Here is a 15,624-nt window from a genome sequence, read left to right as displayed (position 1 = left end):
ATAAATTCTTGCGTTATCAATCTTGATTGAACCGCCGTATACGGAACCGTACGTACGGTGGTGTGAGAGGACGGAGGTTAATCGCCTCCTCCTACTCGATTTTTAGCTATTTATGATCTCGCCGTGATGAAAGACAGTTTTTCCATTTACAATGGTTGTCTTCACATTTCCCTTGAATGTTTTACCAACATATGGGGAGTGTTGGTGGCGATAGAATAGATCTTCTTCTTGCAATTCGAACGTCTCATTTAAATCAACTAGAATAATATCTGCGTCATAACCTGTTTCTAATGCACCTTTGCCTTCTAGGCCAAATCGCTTTGCAGGGTTCGTCGCTGTAACTTGAACAATCTTTTCAAGTGGGAAGTTACGCTTATGATAACCTTCAGTCAGAAGTACGTTAAGCGTAGACTGTGCACCTGAGATTCCTCCCCAGCCTTCAAAGTAGTTATCGGTTACTGTTTTCATTTCTTTTGGTGCAGGTGAATGGTCAGAAGCGATGATATCAATCTCGTCATTAGCTAATGCATCCCATAAGCCATCGACTTCTTCTTGGTCGCGCAGTGGTGGAGCGCATTTTGCCAATCCGCCTTTTTCTTCTAAATCTTTTACTGTTAAGGATAAATAATGGGCACAAGTTTCCACACTGGCATCAACACCACGTTTTTTCGCATCGTTGATTAAATCAGTTACTTTCTTGCTGCTGGCATGAACGACATGTAGTTTACATCCCGTAGCTTCCGCGTATGAAATGACTCTTCTGACGGCTTCAATTTCTGAAATAATTGGTCGGGATTCCACGAAGTCACGGGCACTTGTTTTGCCGGCCTGAATTTTTTCTTCTTGTAATTGAGCACAAATTACTGTGCTTTCTGCGTGCACAGCAAGAATAGATCCAAATGAAGCAATCTCTGTCATTCCTTTATATAATGTTTCATCATCGGCATTGTCAAAATCCTCAATGCCACTTGGGGACATGAAAGCTTTAAAACCAATTACACCATTTTCGTGTAAATCTTTCAGGTCATTAATATTCTGGGGAACGAGGCCACCCCAATAATAAGGGTTCACAATTGCCTTTTCCTCCCCAAGTTTACTTTTTGCCTCGAGAGTTTTTTTATTGATGACAGGAGGCGTACTATTCAAAGGCATATCAAAGAAAGCAGTTGCTCCTCCAGCAGCTAAACTTTTGCTTCCTGTTTCCAGTCCCTCCCAATGATCTCTTCCGGGTTCGTTGAAATGGACATGCGTATCGATAACACCAGGCATGATATGCAATCCATTTGCATCAATTTCCTCTTTCGTATTGCCTGAAATTGTATTGGTAGACACCTCTACTATTTTGCCATCCTTAACCGCGATTTCTCCTTGAAAAATAGAGTCTTTCGTTACGATTTGGCCATTTCGAATAATAAGGTCATAATTCTGCATATTTACTCCTCCTAGGGGATTTCTGTATAGTTACTATAACTCGTTCTTAAGTGTAATATATAATCCTCTCCAATTATATTGTAGAAGTTATTCGTCCTTTATTCATTAGTACGTTTGGATAAAGTTTTGACAAATTTTTATATATTTACAGTTATTTCCTGTTGATTTTAGCCGCTTAGAGGTGCATCTTCTGAATTTAGAATGTTATAATGTAACGTAATGAATCAGTAAAGTTATTCATTCCCTATTAAGGTTAAAATAAACGATTCTGACATTGGTTCGATTTATTGATTTGTAGATTGCTTTGTAGAGAAGAGGTGAAATCCATGGACTTTCAAATAAAAGATCTCTTAAACTTGGAAGCATTCAAAGATGCAGACTATATAGGAGATAAATTAGAGTTAAGTTATAAAGTTACAGGAATTACAGTAGTTGATTCTCCTGACATCTCCTCATGGATTAGGGGAGGGGAAGTGATTGTCACTAGTTTTTATCCGATAAAAAGCATGACGGAAAAAGAGATGCGTTGTTGGATGAGTGAACTTGCCGATAAAAAGATCAGTGCTTTGATTGTTAAAATCCCGAAAGTGTTTGAAGAAATTCCGAAAGCTGTCTTGGATATTTGTCATAAACGATCAATTCCCATCATTAAAATTCCTAAGGATATTCCGTTTACTGAGATTACTTATCCAGTCATGGGGCAGTTGTTCAATAAAGAAGCAGAGAAACTTAAATATTTTAAAGAAATCCATAGTCGATTTACCGAGCTTTCGCTTCAAAACGTAGGAAGTGACGTCATTATTAAGACGTTGGACGAACTGATCGGTAATCCGGTTACAATTTATAATGAATCCTTTCAGAAAATAGCCAGTACGAATTCAGATGTAGAACTGTTCTATGAATTTAGCGAGAGTGACGAAAAGGAAAGTGGGTTCGATACAAAGTTTCCTTTTTATAGACGTACGGTAATTTTCCCGAAATTGTATGAAAGGAAATTGGAACAAATCCTTGTCCCTATAACTACCGTTAACCAGACAAAGATTAACCTTGTTGTCCATGCCGTCAATAAGGAAGTAAATGAATATGATTTTATTGCGATAGAAAATGCTGCGACTGCTTTGTCTCTGGAACTTGTTAAACAGTTGGCGATTTCAGAAGTGGAGAAGAAATTTAAAAATGACCTGATTGATGATCTTGTTTCAGGGAAAATAAAATCAGTCAACAGTATTTATGACCGTGCTGCAATAACAAAGTTTGATACTGAAGGTAAATATGCGGTTGTAATTTTTAACCTTAAGCCACTTCAGTCTAAACTAACAAAAGAGAAGTTTGCCGATAAGCATCAAATCCTCCAAAAGCATTATGAATTTTTGGAGAATACGATTGATTTCTACTTGACGAATGCGATTATAAGGGACAGAGTCGACGAAATCCTTGTCTTGTGGAAAGTGAGTGCTAGAGGCGATAACGATAAAAAGGAAATTAATAAAATTAAACAAACTGTAAAACATATCCGCGATAAGTTCAAAGCTTCGATTAAAGATTATGCTGTTCAGGTTGGTATCGGGAACATCTCAGAAACGATTACGGATCTTTATAAGAGTTATAACGAAGCTCGTGATACGTTGACAATTGGCCAATCTTCACAGCAAGAAGATTTTATTATCTCCTTCAATGACTTAGGAATTTACCGATTGCTTTATAAGTTTGACGATGTTAATCAACTGAAGGACTTTATTCCAGCAAGCCTACAGAGATTATTGGAATACCAGAAGTCTAATAAAGATGCGTTACTTGAGACATTAAATATATTTTTACAGTGCCAACAAAATATAGCAAAGTCTGCTCAGCTACTTTTTGTGCATTATAAAACGGTGACGTACCGACTGGAACGTATAAAAGAAATTACAGGCATGAATTATGATGATCCGGAAGAAATGCTTTCTGTCCAAGTTGGACTGCGGATCATAGATGTCATCGAAAGACAGGAATAATTTTAACCATTCACGGACTTTAAATGATTGAAACCAACCATAAATAGTGGTTGGTTTTTTCATATATGGGAAATAATAAATGAAGGACAAGATGATATAGAACAGATTAGCTTTAATGGATAAAAAAGAGCATCTTATTTATCTATTACGTATATAGGAAGGTGAACTTGAAAGGATTACAATTAAATAAGATGAAATCTTTTTAGTCTCTTTAATGAAAGGAAGATTACTTTGGAGCTTACAGAAAAAGTAATTGTAGATATGCTTTATAAACTCGGCTCATATGGGGGAGACCCTCAAGATGGGATTACCCGTTTTTTATATTCTGAAGCTTGGGTTGATGCCCAACAATATTTAAAAGAAGAAATGGAAAGTGCAGGGTTTATTGCGGAATTTGATGAAATTGGAAACCTATTTGGAAGGGTAGAAGGGTCCAAATATCCTGATGAAACTATCCTATCAGGTTCTCATGTTGATACAGTAGCTAATGCTGGTCATTATGATGGACAGTTAGGGATTGTTACAGCTTTCTTGGCAATTAAATATTTAAAAGAGAAGTATGGTCAACCTCTTCGCAATTTAGAAGTAGTGTCGATGGCAGAAGAAGAAGGCAGCCGCTTCCCATATGCATTCTGGGGCTCTAAAAACATTGTTGGAACTGCCAAGAAGGAAGAAGTTCTTGGTATAAAAGCATTTGATGATGGAGTTGCCTTTGAAGAAGCAATGCGTGGAGCAGGCTTTGATTTCCGAGATGAATCAAAGGGCCCGCGTAAAGATATCAAGGCATTTGTAGAAATGCATAATGAGCAAGGAAACGTGTTGGAACAAGAGAAGAAATCAGTCGGAGTTGTCCACAGCATCGTTGGACAAAGAAGATTTACCATTGAGTTGACTGGACAAGCAAACCACGCTGGTACAACACCAATGGGTCTGCGTAAAGATGCAGTATTTACAGCTAGCAAGATTATTGCTGAGGTGATTGCTGAATCTAAGCGAATTGGCGATCCTTTAGTTTGTACATTCGGAAAGATTGAAGTTACTCCGAACGTCGTTAACGTTGTACCTGGAAAAGTATTATTGACATTGGATACACGTCACACGGATAAAGCAGCACTAGTTTCATTTACCGAATATGTAGAAAAAACAATGAACCGTATCGCTGAAGAAGATGGTATTGGAATCTCCATTGATATGTGGATGGACGAAGATCCTGTTCCAATGGACGAAAACATTGTTGCATTAATTGAAAAAAGCTGTAAGGAACATGGCTTAAATTATAAAATGATGCACAGCGGTGCGGGTCATGACTCACAAGTACTTGCACCTTACTATCCAACAGCTATGTTATTTGTGCCTAGTATAGATGGTATCTCTCATAACCCTAAAGAATATACCGAACCGGCAGATCTACTTGAAGGTGCAAAAGCACTTGCTGCTGCTCTATACGAATTGGCTTACAAAGAATAGATATTACAAATTAATGAAGGAGCGATTTTTAATGAAAAACGGATTTCCAGACAAATTACTAGAATCAAGATCAATCATTAAACAAGGACTTTACGCATTAATTACACCAGAAGGACTAGTGAATAACAGTGTCCCTGGTTTTGAAAATTGTTACGTATCTATCTTGAGCTCACCAAGACTAGGAGCAAGCTTTGTTGATTACATCGTTACCTTGTATGAAGGTGGCCATAATAAAGAAAGAGGTTTCGCAGGCGATGCTGATGTTGAAAGCTTCTTGTATGTAGTTGAAGGTGAAGTAAAAGTAATAGCAGAAGATAAAGAACATACATTCACTGAAGGTGGCTATATCTACTGCCCACCTGGTACAAAAATGTTCATTGAAAACGTAAATAAAGGGGATTCTAAAGTCTTCTTATATAAACAAAAATACAAAGAACTTGAAGGTCAAAGTAAACCTTGGTTAGTTACAGGAAATGCAAATGATATTGAAGAAATTGAATATGAAGGCACAAAAGAAATGCGCATTAAAGATTTATTGCCAACTGACTTTGCTTTCGATATGAACTTCCATATCTTAACCTTTGATCCAGGCGCAGGTCATCCATTTATTGAGACACATGTCCAAGAACATGGGGCTTACCTACTTTCAGGTGAAGGAGTATACAACCTTGATAACGAATGGGTTCCTGTTAAGAAAGGTGATTACATCTTTATGGGGCCATACGTACAGCAGGCTTGCTATGCAGTAGGTAGAGATAAATTATCTTACGTTTATTCAAAAGACTGTAATCGTGACGCCGACCTTTAATTTATAAAAGTAAAAAGCAGAGGTGTAGCAATGAGAGTAGATAAAGTTAAATTAAAAGAGTTGATCAAAAATAAAATCAACCGTGCGGGTCTCAATGAGGAACATGCGGAAGTAGTGGCGGATGTATTAACGCATGCTGACCTACGAGGAATTCATTCTCATGGAGCTATGCGTGTAGAATATTATGCAGAACGGATCGCTAAGGGTGGAATAAATCCGAACCCGAACATCAAGTTTGAAAAAACCGGACCTGCTTCAGGTGTCCTTGAAGCGGACGGTGGTGTTGGACACTATATGGCTAAGAAAGCGATGGAAGAAGCAATTAAAATGGCTAAAGAAGTCGGTGTAGCTGTTGTAGGTGTTAAGAATATGAGTCACAGTGGTGCTCTATCTTACTTTGTTCAGCAAGCGGCGAATGAGCAAATGGTTGCTCTATCCATGTGCCAGTCTGACCCTATGGTTGTTCCTTTCGGTGGAGCGGAGCCTTATTACGGAACGAACCCGATCGCATTTGCAGCTCCTAGCAGCAGCGGGGACAATATCATTATCGATATGGCGACTACCGTCCAAGCTTGGGGTAAAGTGTTGCATGCTCGTTCGAAAAATGAATCGATTCCAGATACATGGGCGGTTGATGAAAATGGTGAGCCGACAACAGATCCATTCAAAGTTAAAGCCCTAGTGCCGATTGCTGGTCCAAAAGGCTACGGTTTGATGATGATGGTTGATGTACTATCAGGAATTCTGCTAGGCCTACCATTCGGTAAACATGTTTCATCCATGTATGAAGATCTTACAGCGTACCGGAAATTAGGTCAGCTTCATATCGTAATCAACCCGGAATTCTTTGGAGATAAGCAAGTATTCCTCGATAAAGTAACTCAAACGATTGAAGAATTACATGAAATTAAACCCGCAAAAGGTTTCGATCGCGTAATGTATCCGGGTGAGCCAGAGATTCTGCGCTCCAAGGCTTACGAAAAAGATGGTATCGAAATTGTCGATGACATCTACGAGTACCTTGAATCTGATGTAATCCACAATAACAATTACGATAACAAAGATCCATTTGCGAAATAAATTTAGTACAAATGGGACGATACTTTAAGAAAAGTAGTCGTCCCATTTTATACATAATTAAGAAGGGGTTGAGTTTGCGACTTGAAAGTAACAGCTAAAGAATTAGAAACGTTAATTGTTAACAAATTAATGAAAGCGGGACTCAAAGAAGAACATGCACAAGTTGTAGCAGATGTGCTTGTCCACGCTGATGCAAGAGGCTATCATTCACATGGAGCAATGCGTGTCGAGTATTATGCGGAACGAATTGCTAAAGGCGGAATCAATACCGACCCTGAAATTCAATTTGAAAAAAATGGCCCAGCCGCTGCTATCTTCGAAGGTGATAATGGAGTCGGGCATTTCATGGCGAAAAAAGCAATGGAAGAAGCAATCGCTATTGCGAAAGAAAATGGTATAGCAGTAGTAGGTGTGCGGAATATAAGCCATAGCGGGGCACTCTCTTACTTCGTTGAGCAAGCTGCTGATGAAGGATTGATTGGTATTTCGGTATGCCAGTCGGATCCGATGGTCGTTCCTTTCGGTGGGGCTGAACCTTATTACGGAACGAACCCGATTGCATTTGCTGCACCTAGCAGTAATGGGGAGAAAATTATCTTTGATATGGCCACTACGGTACAAGCTTGGGGAAAAATTCTTCATCATCGTTCAAAAAATGAACCTATTCCTGATTCTTGGGCAGTGGATGAAAATGGAGAATCAACGACAGATCCATTTAAAGTAAAAGCATTATTACCAATCGCTGGTCCAAAAGGATATGGCTTAATGATGATGGTTGATATCCTTTCTGGTGTATTATTAGGTTTACCACATGGAAAGCATGTCACTTCCATGTATGAAGATTTAACGGAATACCGTAAACTTGGTCAATTGCATATTGTCATCAATCCAGCATTTTTCACTTCTGCAGATTTGTTCAAGGAGAAAATCACTACTTCAATGGAAGAACTGAATCAAGTGAAACCTAAAGAAGGTTACGACCGTGTATCCTATCCAGGTCAGCGCAGTGAAGAAAGAGCGAAAAAAGCGTATGAAGATGGTATTGAGATTGTAGATGAAATCTATGAATATCTTGTGTCAGATGTAGTTCATAATAATCAGTATGACAATAAAGATCCTTTTGCCAAATAGGTTTATCTAAACATCCTAACTTATAGTCTTTTTCTATAGATTGGGATGTTTTTTTCTGTTTATGATTGCCCATACTAAATAATGATCTGGTTTAGAGGGGAAAGTGAAGGGGATAATTTCCAAGATAGTTTTGGATAAACGTTAATCATAAATATGGTGGCAAATATTGTTACCCCAACATACGTGATTCAGTTATTTACAAAATTAAACTACAAGATTGCAGTGACAATCACTGGTCTACTTGCTATGGTTTCATTCCCATGGTTGCTCGTTCAAGATGATAACGCTAAAGGGTTAGATTTATTTGTATTAATCTACTCAGCTTTCTTAGGGCCAATGGTAGCTATCTTGATTGTGGAGTACTACATCTTAAGAAAGCAAAAAATTGATGTAGAAGAATTGTATAAGAAAGATGGTAATTTCTCAGGAACAAATATGGCAGCTATCCTTGCCATGCTTATTTCTGCAGGACTCGCCTTCCTCTTTGTAGATTTAGCTTGGATCATCGGATTTGTTTCCGCTGGTATCTTATATCCGCTAATCTCTAAATACTTCTTTAAAGGCTCTAGATTTAAAAAAGATACGATCTTAGAGGATAGATAAATAATGGAACGGACACATTCTTTTCAAGAATGTGTTCGTGTTTTATATCAATTATTGCTATGAATATCAGCTTATTGATACAAGAGGAGACTTATTATGGAGGCTAATGATACAGCGAAGGAAAAATTTCAAATGCCGCATATTTATTTAATTTATCTGGATTCATGCAATATACTGGTAAAATCTTGAATTGAGTTGGCTTGCTAACAGCAATTCCTAATAGAATAGGAAATACTTGTCATTTGTTAGCAGATAATCTCGATTTTTGGGATAATTTAAAGATTATACTTTATTTTTTAAGTGAATTAGGTTAAACTATGTATAAATGAATAGCACTACCAAGGAGGAGTCTGCCACCAAGGGATTACTATACCCTTTTTCAGACTCTTTTTTTTGTATTTATTCTTATCTGTATGTGAATAAGGGGGGGTTGAATCACAGATGCTATAGGATATCGGGATGTTATATGTAGTTGTTAAATACGGTGATTGTGCGATACATATAGCTAAAATGGAGTAGAGGGAGATTTATGCGTTTATTATGATTGTAAACGGGATAAATAATAAAGGTTCAAGTTGTCCTTTATGATTCTCTAATGTGTTAAAATTATTTAAAAATATTAGAACTGGAAAAGGAGTGTACAAATGATTACAGGATTAATTATTATTTTACTATTAGTTCTATTTTTACCTTTTACAAAACTTGTAGAAAAGAATCTGGAAATCTTTTTGTTTATTATGGGGGTTGCGGCTGTTACCGTAAGCCAAGTCTGGAGTGGTCCGCTTGTTAAAGAAGCATTGATTCACCCGATAAACATTACGATTGCTGTTTTAGTTGCTGGTCTTTTATTCCGTTGGTTCAAGGATCCGATTGAGAAAGGGACTTTATCAATTGGAAATATAGTACCGTTTCGTGTATTTATTGCGCTATTCGTCATTATCTTATCATTAATCTCGAGCATAATTACAGCGATCGTAGCCGCTATCATTTTGGCTTCCATTGTCCCTATATTGCGCTTGGATCGTCAATCTGAAATTCGCTTGGTTATCTTAGCTTGTTTTGGTATTGGACTTGGTGCTGCTTTAACTCCAATCGGTGAGCCGCTATCTACTATTACTGTAGGTAAACTGAATGAAGACTTCTTTTACCTGTTACAACTGGTTGGTTCATCGGTTATACCATTCGTAATACTTTTTGGTATAGCTTCTGCACTTGCTATTAAAGTTCCTGGTGAACATAGTGGAGCAAAATCGTCAAATGATACACCGGTTGAATCTTACTCAGAAATTATCATTCGTAGTGGTAAGATCTACTTATTCGTTATGGCTTTAACATTCTTAGGTGCTGGATTTGAACCGTTTATTGAAAAATATTTACTTGGTTTAAGCCCGTTAATCCTTTATTGGATTAATATTCTATCTGCAATATTGGATAATGCTACATTAGCAGCTGCAGAGATCAGTCCAGCAATGGATGAACCTACTATTCGTGCTATCCTGATGGGACTTATGATTAGTGGTGGTATGCTTATCCCGGGTAATATCCCAAATATCATTGCGGCAGGTAAGTTGAAAATCACCAGTCTAGAGTATGCTAAGTTCGCATTTCCTGTTGGACTAGTAGCGATGGTTGGTTACTTCATTATTATGTTATTCACAATGTAAATTAAAAAGCTGTTCTCTATCTAGAGAACAGCTTTTTGTTTAACTTATTTTTTCATTTCTTTCAACTTAGCCAGTTGTTCAGCTAAAGCGTTATTTTTAAATCCATCATCTTGATTTTTAAGGTATTTATGGACGTCTCGTTTGGAAACGTTATGTTTCTTCTCTCTTTGTTTTCGTTTATTGAACGTGGATAATTTTTCACGATGACCACAAGAACAAACGAAAATCTGGCCTTCTCCTTCACCACGTAACTCTAACCGTTTATGACAATTTGGACAGCGGGCATTTGTGCGTTTGAGGATATTCTTCTTATGTCCACAGGAACGATCCTGACAAACAAGCATACGTCCGTGTTTATTGTTTACTTCAAGCATCAACTTTCCGCAATCCGGACACTTTGTTCCTGTAATATTATCATGCTTAAACTTCGTGTCTTTAGCCTTGATTTCTTGAACAATCTCTTTTGTGTAATCTTTAATCTCTGAAATGAATTTATTTTTATTGAGTTTCCCTTTTTCAATAAGGGTAAGCTTTTGTTCCCATTCTGCCGTTAAAGCAGGAGAGTGTAAATCCTCCGGTGCTAAATCTAGAAGCTGCTTCCCTTTTTGAGTAAGGTAGATATATTTACCTTTCAGCTCCATGTATTGACTGTTGAAGAGTTTATCAATAATATCTGCGCGGGTTGCTACTGTTCCAATACCACCTGATTTTTGTAACGTACCAGCAAGGTGTTTCTCATCAGGGTTCATATAGCGGACAGGATTTTCCATTGCCTGTAATAGAGCACCTTCCGTTAAGCGCTCAGGAGGTTTTGTTTCCCCATTCGTTAAGTTTAGCGTAACGTTGGAGAATTCATCTCCTTGTTTCACAGTAGGCAGAGATTGATCATCTGGATCTCCTTCGTCAAAACTTCGGTCGTAAAGTGCTTTCCAGCCCTGACTCTTAATAATTTTACCTTTGGCAGTAAAAGTCTCACCACCAATTTTTGCGTAAATTGTTGTTTGTTCGTATTCATGCGGGTCCATGAGTACAGCTAAGAAGCGTTTTACAACCAGATCATAGATTCGTCGTTCCTTTGGATCTAAATTCGCTAAATAGACCGGTTCTTCCGTCGGGATAATGGCATGGTGGTCACTTACTTTAGAATCATCCACTACAGACTTGGGCAACTTTTTAATCCCTTTTCTTAGGATTGATTGTGCTGTACTTGCGTATTGATCGATACCGCAGGCTTCCAGACGCTCTTTTAAGGTTGGAATAATATCCGTTGAGATCACCCGGGAGTCTGTTCTGGGGTAGGTCAACACTTTATGACGTTCATAAAGACCTTGCATAATCGATAATGTTTGTTTGCCTGAAAAGCCGAATAGACGGTTGGCGTCTCGTTGCAATTCAGTTAAGTCATAGAGTTGTGGGGCGAATTTTTTCTTTGCTGTTTTATTTACTTTTTCAATCGTTAAAGCTTTACCTTTTAAATTTTGCAGTAATTTATCCGCTTTTTCGTTGGAAAAGATTCGAGTATTATTTCTTTCATCTTGCCATGTGTAAGTCACATTTCCGGCAACCTTTGCACGTATTCCGTAGTATGTTTGAGGCTTGAATTCTCTAATCTCTTTTTCCCTTGCTGCAACGATGCCTAAAGTTGGTGTTTGCACACGTCCACTAGAAAGCTGCGCATTGAACTTCGTAGTTAAGGCACGTGTCGCGTTCAGGCCAACGTACCAATCTGCTTCGGAGCGAGCAACGGCAGAGGCGTATAGATTATTGTATTTCTCACCAGGTTGTAGTCGGTTAAAACCATCACGGATAGCCTTATCGGTGACAGATGAAATCCAGAGCCTCTTTATCGGTTTATTAACGCGTGCTTTCTCAATAATCCAGCGGGCAACAAGCTCACCTTCACGTCCAGCATCTGTCGCAATCACAATGTCTTTTACATCTTTGCGGTTGAGCTGTGATTTTACTGCTTGAAATTGCTTTCCGGTTTTCTTGATGACGACTGCTTTTAATTTTGGTGGAAGCATCGGCAGGTCTTCAAGTCTCCATGTTTTATATTTATCATCGTAAACTTCGGGATCGGCAAGTGTGACCAAGTGGCCAAGAGCCCAAGTCACAATGTATTTGGATCCCTCGAGATAGCCATTTCCTTTCTTATTACAATTCAGGACTCTGGCGATATCGCGTCCGACCGATGGCTTTTCAGCCAGTACTACTGTTTTACTCATTTATATAAAATCCTTTCTGTTCTTAAAGTGAATAAATTAGATATTAGGTGTTACCTGGGATTATTTTCTCTTAAAATCTGTTGTGATAACTGTCCCTTTCTACTTTAACATAGTTGGCAGGTGCTGGATATGGGAGTCTGGTGATCATTTGTTTGCTTTTCTTACTCTATATAGTCCGTCTATGACATCCCAGACTAAACCGACTGCGAATAGGATTGGGACCCATTTCGTCAATTGTTCCCAAATGTTTTGGATTACGGTGAATGCTTCACTGTCTGCTTGCACTAGGTTATGCTCGACGAGTTGTTCCATGAAGTTTGGATTCCAGAAGTCTGGCTGATTGATAACATATATTACTAGAAGCAGGGAAAGGGTATTTAATATTAAGGTGAATAGAACAATTTTTAAATTCCATCTTCCGTATATGAGCTTCAGGCTTTCCTTCAAAATACCGAATCCAAGTGTGATGATGATAAATAAGATGAAAAGATTATCCGCATTTTCATTGATAAAAGGTATCGTCCCACTAAATCCATCTCTAAATGTCCATATACCAAAATAGTTCATCGAGGACAAAAAGAAGAGTAGTAAGACGGTATAGAAGATAATTCCAACAATAGGTTCACTCCGCTTGATAGTACCGGTTTGGGGGATGGTAGGTAAATCTTTTGGTGTCCATTTTTTTTCGATTTGAAGATCTTTCGCTTTTAATTCACTTGCACGCTCAGCGATGGCAAAGCCAAGAGTCGTCCAGCCAAAAGCAGAAGGTAGACCTGTAACGGCAGAGACAATACACTCTATAAAATAATCTAAAATAGATATGGGATTCAACATAGTCTTAATGACAAACACAGATGCGATAATTGCACCGACACTAATTAAAACGATTCTTAACACTAACAAATAGGAATCGAACAGCTCGGGACCAATTAAGAAGCGTTTTGTTCCGCGATATTGTAAAGCTAACTCTCTAGGATTGCCTAGTTCTAACAAAATTTCTTCAATTTCTTTTTCTGTTGCTTGTTTTCCTTGAGTTCGTTCCTCAAGCATATCCTCAATCAGACCCCGTAATTCCTTCTCGATATCTTTCCTTTGTGACGTTGGAATTTTTTGTGTAACGGCATAAATATACCGATCGATTAATTCCATATCAGTTCGCTCCTTTATTATTTATTACTTTTTCAAGACTTTCAGCGATCTCATTCCATTCTTTTACTAGCAATTGATACACTTCATTTCCAGTTTCACTCAATAAATAGTATTTACGTGGACGTGATTCATTGGTATCCCATTTGCTGTCTAAAAGTCCCTGTTTCTCCAGTCGTCTTAATAGGGGGTATAACGTTCCTGGCTCAACTGGAACGCCAATATCATCAAGCATCGTAACGAGAGAGTAACCGTATTGTGGTTCGTTTAATTGGCTAAGAACAGCAATAGTGAGTGTTCCTCTTCTCAACTCCTGCATTAACTTCTCTAAATGCTCATTCACTTCACTCATATTGATCAACTCCTGTTTTTAATATACTGTGTATCGCACACTATTGTCAATGGCTTAATATTATTGTTTTTGAAATATGGGCGTACGAGGATATATAGAGAGTTTGGAACTTATTTGTTGTGATTACGTATATACAACAAATAAGTAAGCGGAAGGAGCGAGAAAATTGAGAGATGAAACGCAAATGATGCAGACTCTATTAGAAGTTGCATCTACTGATGATAGAATCCGTCTTGTAACTCTAGAAGGGTCACGTACGAATGTTAATATAGCCCGTGATCATTATCAGGATTATGATGTTTCTTATTTTGTGACGGATATGGACAGTTTTATGAAAAGTGATATGTGGTTGGATGTTTTTGGGAAGAGGATCTTCATGCAGAAGCCGGAAGATATGGAGCTTTTCCCGCCTGAGTTAGGTAATTGGTTTTCTTATCTGATGTTGTTTGAAGATGGAAATCGAATTGATTTGACATTAATCCCAACAGAGGAGGTAGATACTTATTTTGAGAATAGTGATGGATTAGTTGAGGTTTTACTGGATAAGGATCATCGCGTGAGGAAGGAAGTTGTACCAAGTGACCGCGGGTATTGGATTCAAAAGCCTACTACTCGGATGTTCGATGATTGCTGTAACGAGTTTTGGTGGGTGGCAACGTATGTGGCAAAAGGGTTGGCAAGAGGAGAGATCTTATTTGCTATAGATCATTTGCATGGACATGTCCGTTCGAATCTATTGCGGATGATGAGTTGGAAGATTGGAATTGAAAAAGGGTTCACATTCAGTTTAGGTAAGAACTACAAGTTTATTGATAAACATCTGCCGATGGATGATTGGAATTTATTACTTCAAACTTATATACAGAACGATGAAGAAGCTGTTTGGAAAGCGTTATATACATGCTTTGACTTGTTTAGGACTTACTCAAAGTCAGTTGCAAGAGAATTTGAGTTTACCTATCCAGACTATGATTCTGCAATCACAACATACATTGGATCTATTCGGGATAATGTCTAATCATCTGAAAATGTTCCTCCTCATGTGAAACCTTTCTGATTCTAAAGCGACAATAATAACGGAGAGTTAAAAAGATTAATATATTTAGGAGGAGCGGAATGCGGAATTTTATAGTAGTTCTCACTTTCGTAATACTCGTGGGTTGTGGCACTTCAAATACCGTTACAAATGAAGATGTAGCGAGTTATGAAGTCAAACAAACGTTTGATGAACAGGTGGAAGATGAATTCATCTTTCGGTTAGTAACCGGAAAGGAAGAGTATCAAGAAGGGGAAGAGGTGGAGTTGTATGGTGAAATAATTTACACAGGTGCAGAGGAAATTATTATCGCTCATGCAGCGTCTGCTGTCATATTTAATATCGAAGAGCAGATTCGAGGTTTTGAGGTCACGCATGCCGTACCAGAAATAGGGTTACAAACTACTTTGGTTCCGGATACATCTTATCGGGAGGATTATAGTAAGCAAGGTATTTCCTACACGGAACAGGAATCTGAAGATTATACCAAGTTTATCGAGGATTTCTCCAGTCGGAATGATTTTCCACCTGGTTATTATACAGTGGAAGCAACAACAGACTTTTTCGATGGGACAGATCACCGAAAGCTAAAGGCAGCGGTAGATTTTAAAGTATGGACTGGATCGGAGGAGGACTGACCAATTCATATTATTCTACTAACATGGGATTTTTTTGTATAATTAAGAA

At 38.1% G+C, this 15,624-nt stretch carries 12 protein-coding genes and 1 pseudogene; 9 read left to right on the top strand and 4 right to left on the bottom strand.

Annotation, left to right across the window (positions count from 1 at the left end; translation table 11 throughout):
• Positions 1 to 102: 102 nt before the first annotated feature.
• Positions 103 to 1,431 (bottom strand): allantoinase, encoded by a 1,329-nt coding sequence (locus tag ACFSBH_RS06150; protein ID WP_379596570.1) that lies wholly within the window; start codon positions 1,429 to 1,431, stop codon positions 103 to 105.
• 326 nt (positions 1,432 to 1,757) lie between these two features.
• On the opposite strand from ACFSBH_RS06150, the gene ACFSBH_RS06145 reads away from it, so the two are divergent.
• The 7 genes and pseudogenes from ACFSBH_RS06145 (at position 1,758) to ACFSBH_RS06115 (ending at position 10,178) form a co-directional block, all read left to right on the top strand.
• Positions 1,758 to 3,425, top strand: coding sequence for a PucR family transcriptional regulator (locus ACFSBH_RS06145; RefSeq protein ID WP_251513591.1), 1,668 nt, complete (start codon positions 1,758 to 1,760; stop codon positions 3,423 to 3,425).
• 231 nt (positions 3,426 to 3,656) lie between these two features.
• Positions 3,657 to 4,892 carry an allantoate deiminase gene (gene allC, locus ACFSBH_RS06140; protein WP_251513588.1) on the top strand — a complete coding sequence of 412 codons (1,236 nt, stop codon included), beginning with the start codon at positions 3,657 to 3,659 and terminating at the stop codon, positions 4,890 to 4,892.
• 31 nt (positions 4,893 to 4,923) lie between these two features.
• A complete protein-coding gene (allE, locus tag ACFSBH_RS06135) occupies positions 4,924 to 5,700 on the top strand; it encodes a (S)-ureidoglycine aminohydrolase (RefSeq protein ID WP_379596567.1) in 777 nt (258 codons plus the stop codon).
• 30 nt (positions 5,701 to 5,730) lie between these two features.
• On the top strand, positions 5,731 to 6,780 hold the full coding sequence (allD, locus tag ACFSBH_RS06130) for an ureidoglycolate dehydrogenase (protein WP_379596565.1): 1,050 nt from the start codon (positions 5,731 to 5,733) through the stop codon (positions 6,778 to 6,780).
• A gap of 81 nt (positions 6,781 to 6,861) precedes the next feature.
• Positions 6,862 to 7,911 carry an ureidoglycolate dehydrogenase gene (allD, locus tag ACFSBH_RS06125; RefSeq protein ID WP_251513578.1) on the top strand — a complete coding sequence of 350 codons (1,050 nt, stop codon included), beginning with the start codon at positions 6,862 to 6,864 and terminating at the stop codon, positions 7,909 to 7,911.
• A gap of 141 nt (positions 7,912 to 8,052) precedes the next feature.
• Positions 8,053 to 8,514 (top strand): annotated as a pseudogene (locus tag ACFSBH_RS06120) (cytosine permease); the annotation flags it as partial.
• A 644-nt stretch (positions 8,515 to 9,158) separates the two neighbouring features.
• Positions 9,159 to 10,178, top strand: coding sequence for a DUF1646 family protein (locus tag ACFSBH_RS06115; RefSeq protein WP_379596563.1), 1,020 nt, complete (start codon positions 9,159 to 9,161; stop codon positions 10,176 to 10,178).
• A 44-nt stretch (positions 10,179 to 10,222) separates the two neighbouring features.
• On the opposite strand, the gene ACFSBH_RS06110 is transcribed toward ACFSBH_RS06115, so the two are convergent.
• The 3 genes from ACFSBH_RS06110 to ACFSBH_RS06100 all read right to left on the bottom strand — a co-directional run bounded on the left by ACFSBH_RS06110 (position 10,223) and on the right by ACFSBH_RS06100 (position 13,901).
• Positions 10,223 to 12,403 (bottom strand): DNA topoisomerase III, encoded by a 2,181-nt coding sequence (locus ACFSBH_RS06110; protein ID WP_379596561.1) that lies wholly within the window; start codon positions 12,401 to 12,403, stop codon positions 10,223 to 10,225.
• Between the two features lie 144 nt (positions 12,404 to 12,547).
• Entirely contained in the window at positions 12,548 to 13,552 is a 1,005-nt protein-coding gene (locus ACFSBH_RS06105; protein ID WP_379596559.1) for an HAAS signaling domain-containing protein, read from the bottom strand.
• Between the two features lies 1 nt (position 13,553).
• Positions 13,554 to 13,901, bottom strand: a complete 348-nt coding sequence (locus ACFSBH_RS06100; RefSeq protein WP_251513559.1) for a PadR family transcriptional regulator — start codon at positions 13,899 to 13,901, stop codon at positions 13,554 to 13,556.
• A 166-nt stretch (positions 13,902 to 14,067) separates the two neighbouring features.
• Here ACFSBH_RS06100 and ant(6) point away from each other — a divergent pair, with 166 nt between their 5' ends.
• A complete protein-coding gene (gene ant(6) / locus ACFSBH_RS06095) occupies positions 14,068 to 14,919 on the top strand; it encodes an aminoglycoside 6-adenylyltransferase (RefSeq protein ID WP_379596557.1) in 852 nt (283 codons plus the stop codon).
• Positions 14,920 to 15,017: 98 nt separating this feature from the next.
• The gene (locus ACFSBH_RS06090) at positions 15,018 to 15,575 is read left to right on the top strand and encodes a hypothetical protein (protein WP_379596555.1); all 558 of its coding nucleotides are present in this window, start codon (positions 15,018 to 15,020) and stop codon (positions 15,573 to 15,575) included.
• Positions 15,576 to 15,624: the final 49 nt, after the last annotated feature.

The organism is Oceanobacillus luteolus (genome assembly GCF_042678205.1).
Lineage (GTDB): Bacteria > Bacillota > Bacilli > Bacillales > Amphibacillaceae > Oceanobacillus > Oceanobacillus luteolus.
The sequence above is the reverse complement of the archived record's forward strand: the minus strand, read 5'-3'. Positions and strand labels throughout refer to the sequence as shown.

What these genes read in the sequence shown, in the direction of transcription:
- ACFSBH_RS06145 (WP_251513591.1), top strand. Translation starts at nt 1,758, where the DNA reads ATGGACTTTCAAATAAAAGATCTCTTAAACTTGGAAGCATTCAAAGAT.
- ACFSBH_RS06105 (WP_379596559.1), bottom strand. Translation starts at nt 13,552, where the DNA reads ATGGAATTAATCGATCGGTATATTTATGCCGTTACACAAAAAATTCCA.
- allD (WP_379596565.1), top strand. Translation starts at nt 5,731, where the DNA reads ATGAGAGTAGATAAAGTTAAATTAAAAGAGTTGATCAAAAATAAAATC.
- ACFSBH_RS06090 (WP_379596555.1), top strand. Translation starts at nt 15,018, where the DNA reads ATGCGGAATTTTATAGTAGTTCTCACTTTCGTAATACTCGTGGGTTGT.
- ACFSBH_RS06115 (WP_379596563.1), top strand. Translation starts at nt 9,159, where the DNA reads ATGATTACAGGATTAATTATTATTTTACTATTAGTTCTATTTTTACCT.
- ACFSBH_RS06100 (WP_251513559.1), bottom strand. Translation starts at nt 13,901, where the DNA reads ATGAGTGAAGTGAATGAGCATTTAGAGAAGTTAATGCAGGAGTTGAGA.
- ACFSBH_RS06110 (WP_379596561.1), bottom strand. Translation starts at nt 12,403, where the DNA reads ATGAGTAAAACAGTAGTACTGGCTGAAAAGCCATCGGTCGGACGCGAT.
- allE (WP_379596567.1), top strand. Translation starts at nt 4,924, where the DNA reads ATGAAAAACGGATTTCCAGACAAATTACTAGAATCAAGATCAATCATT.
- ACFSBH_RS06150 (WP_379596570.1), bottom strand. Translation starts at nt 1,431, where the DNA reads ATGCAGAATTATGACCTTATTATTCGAAATGGCCAAATCGTAACGAAA.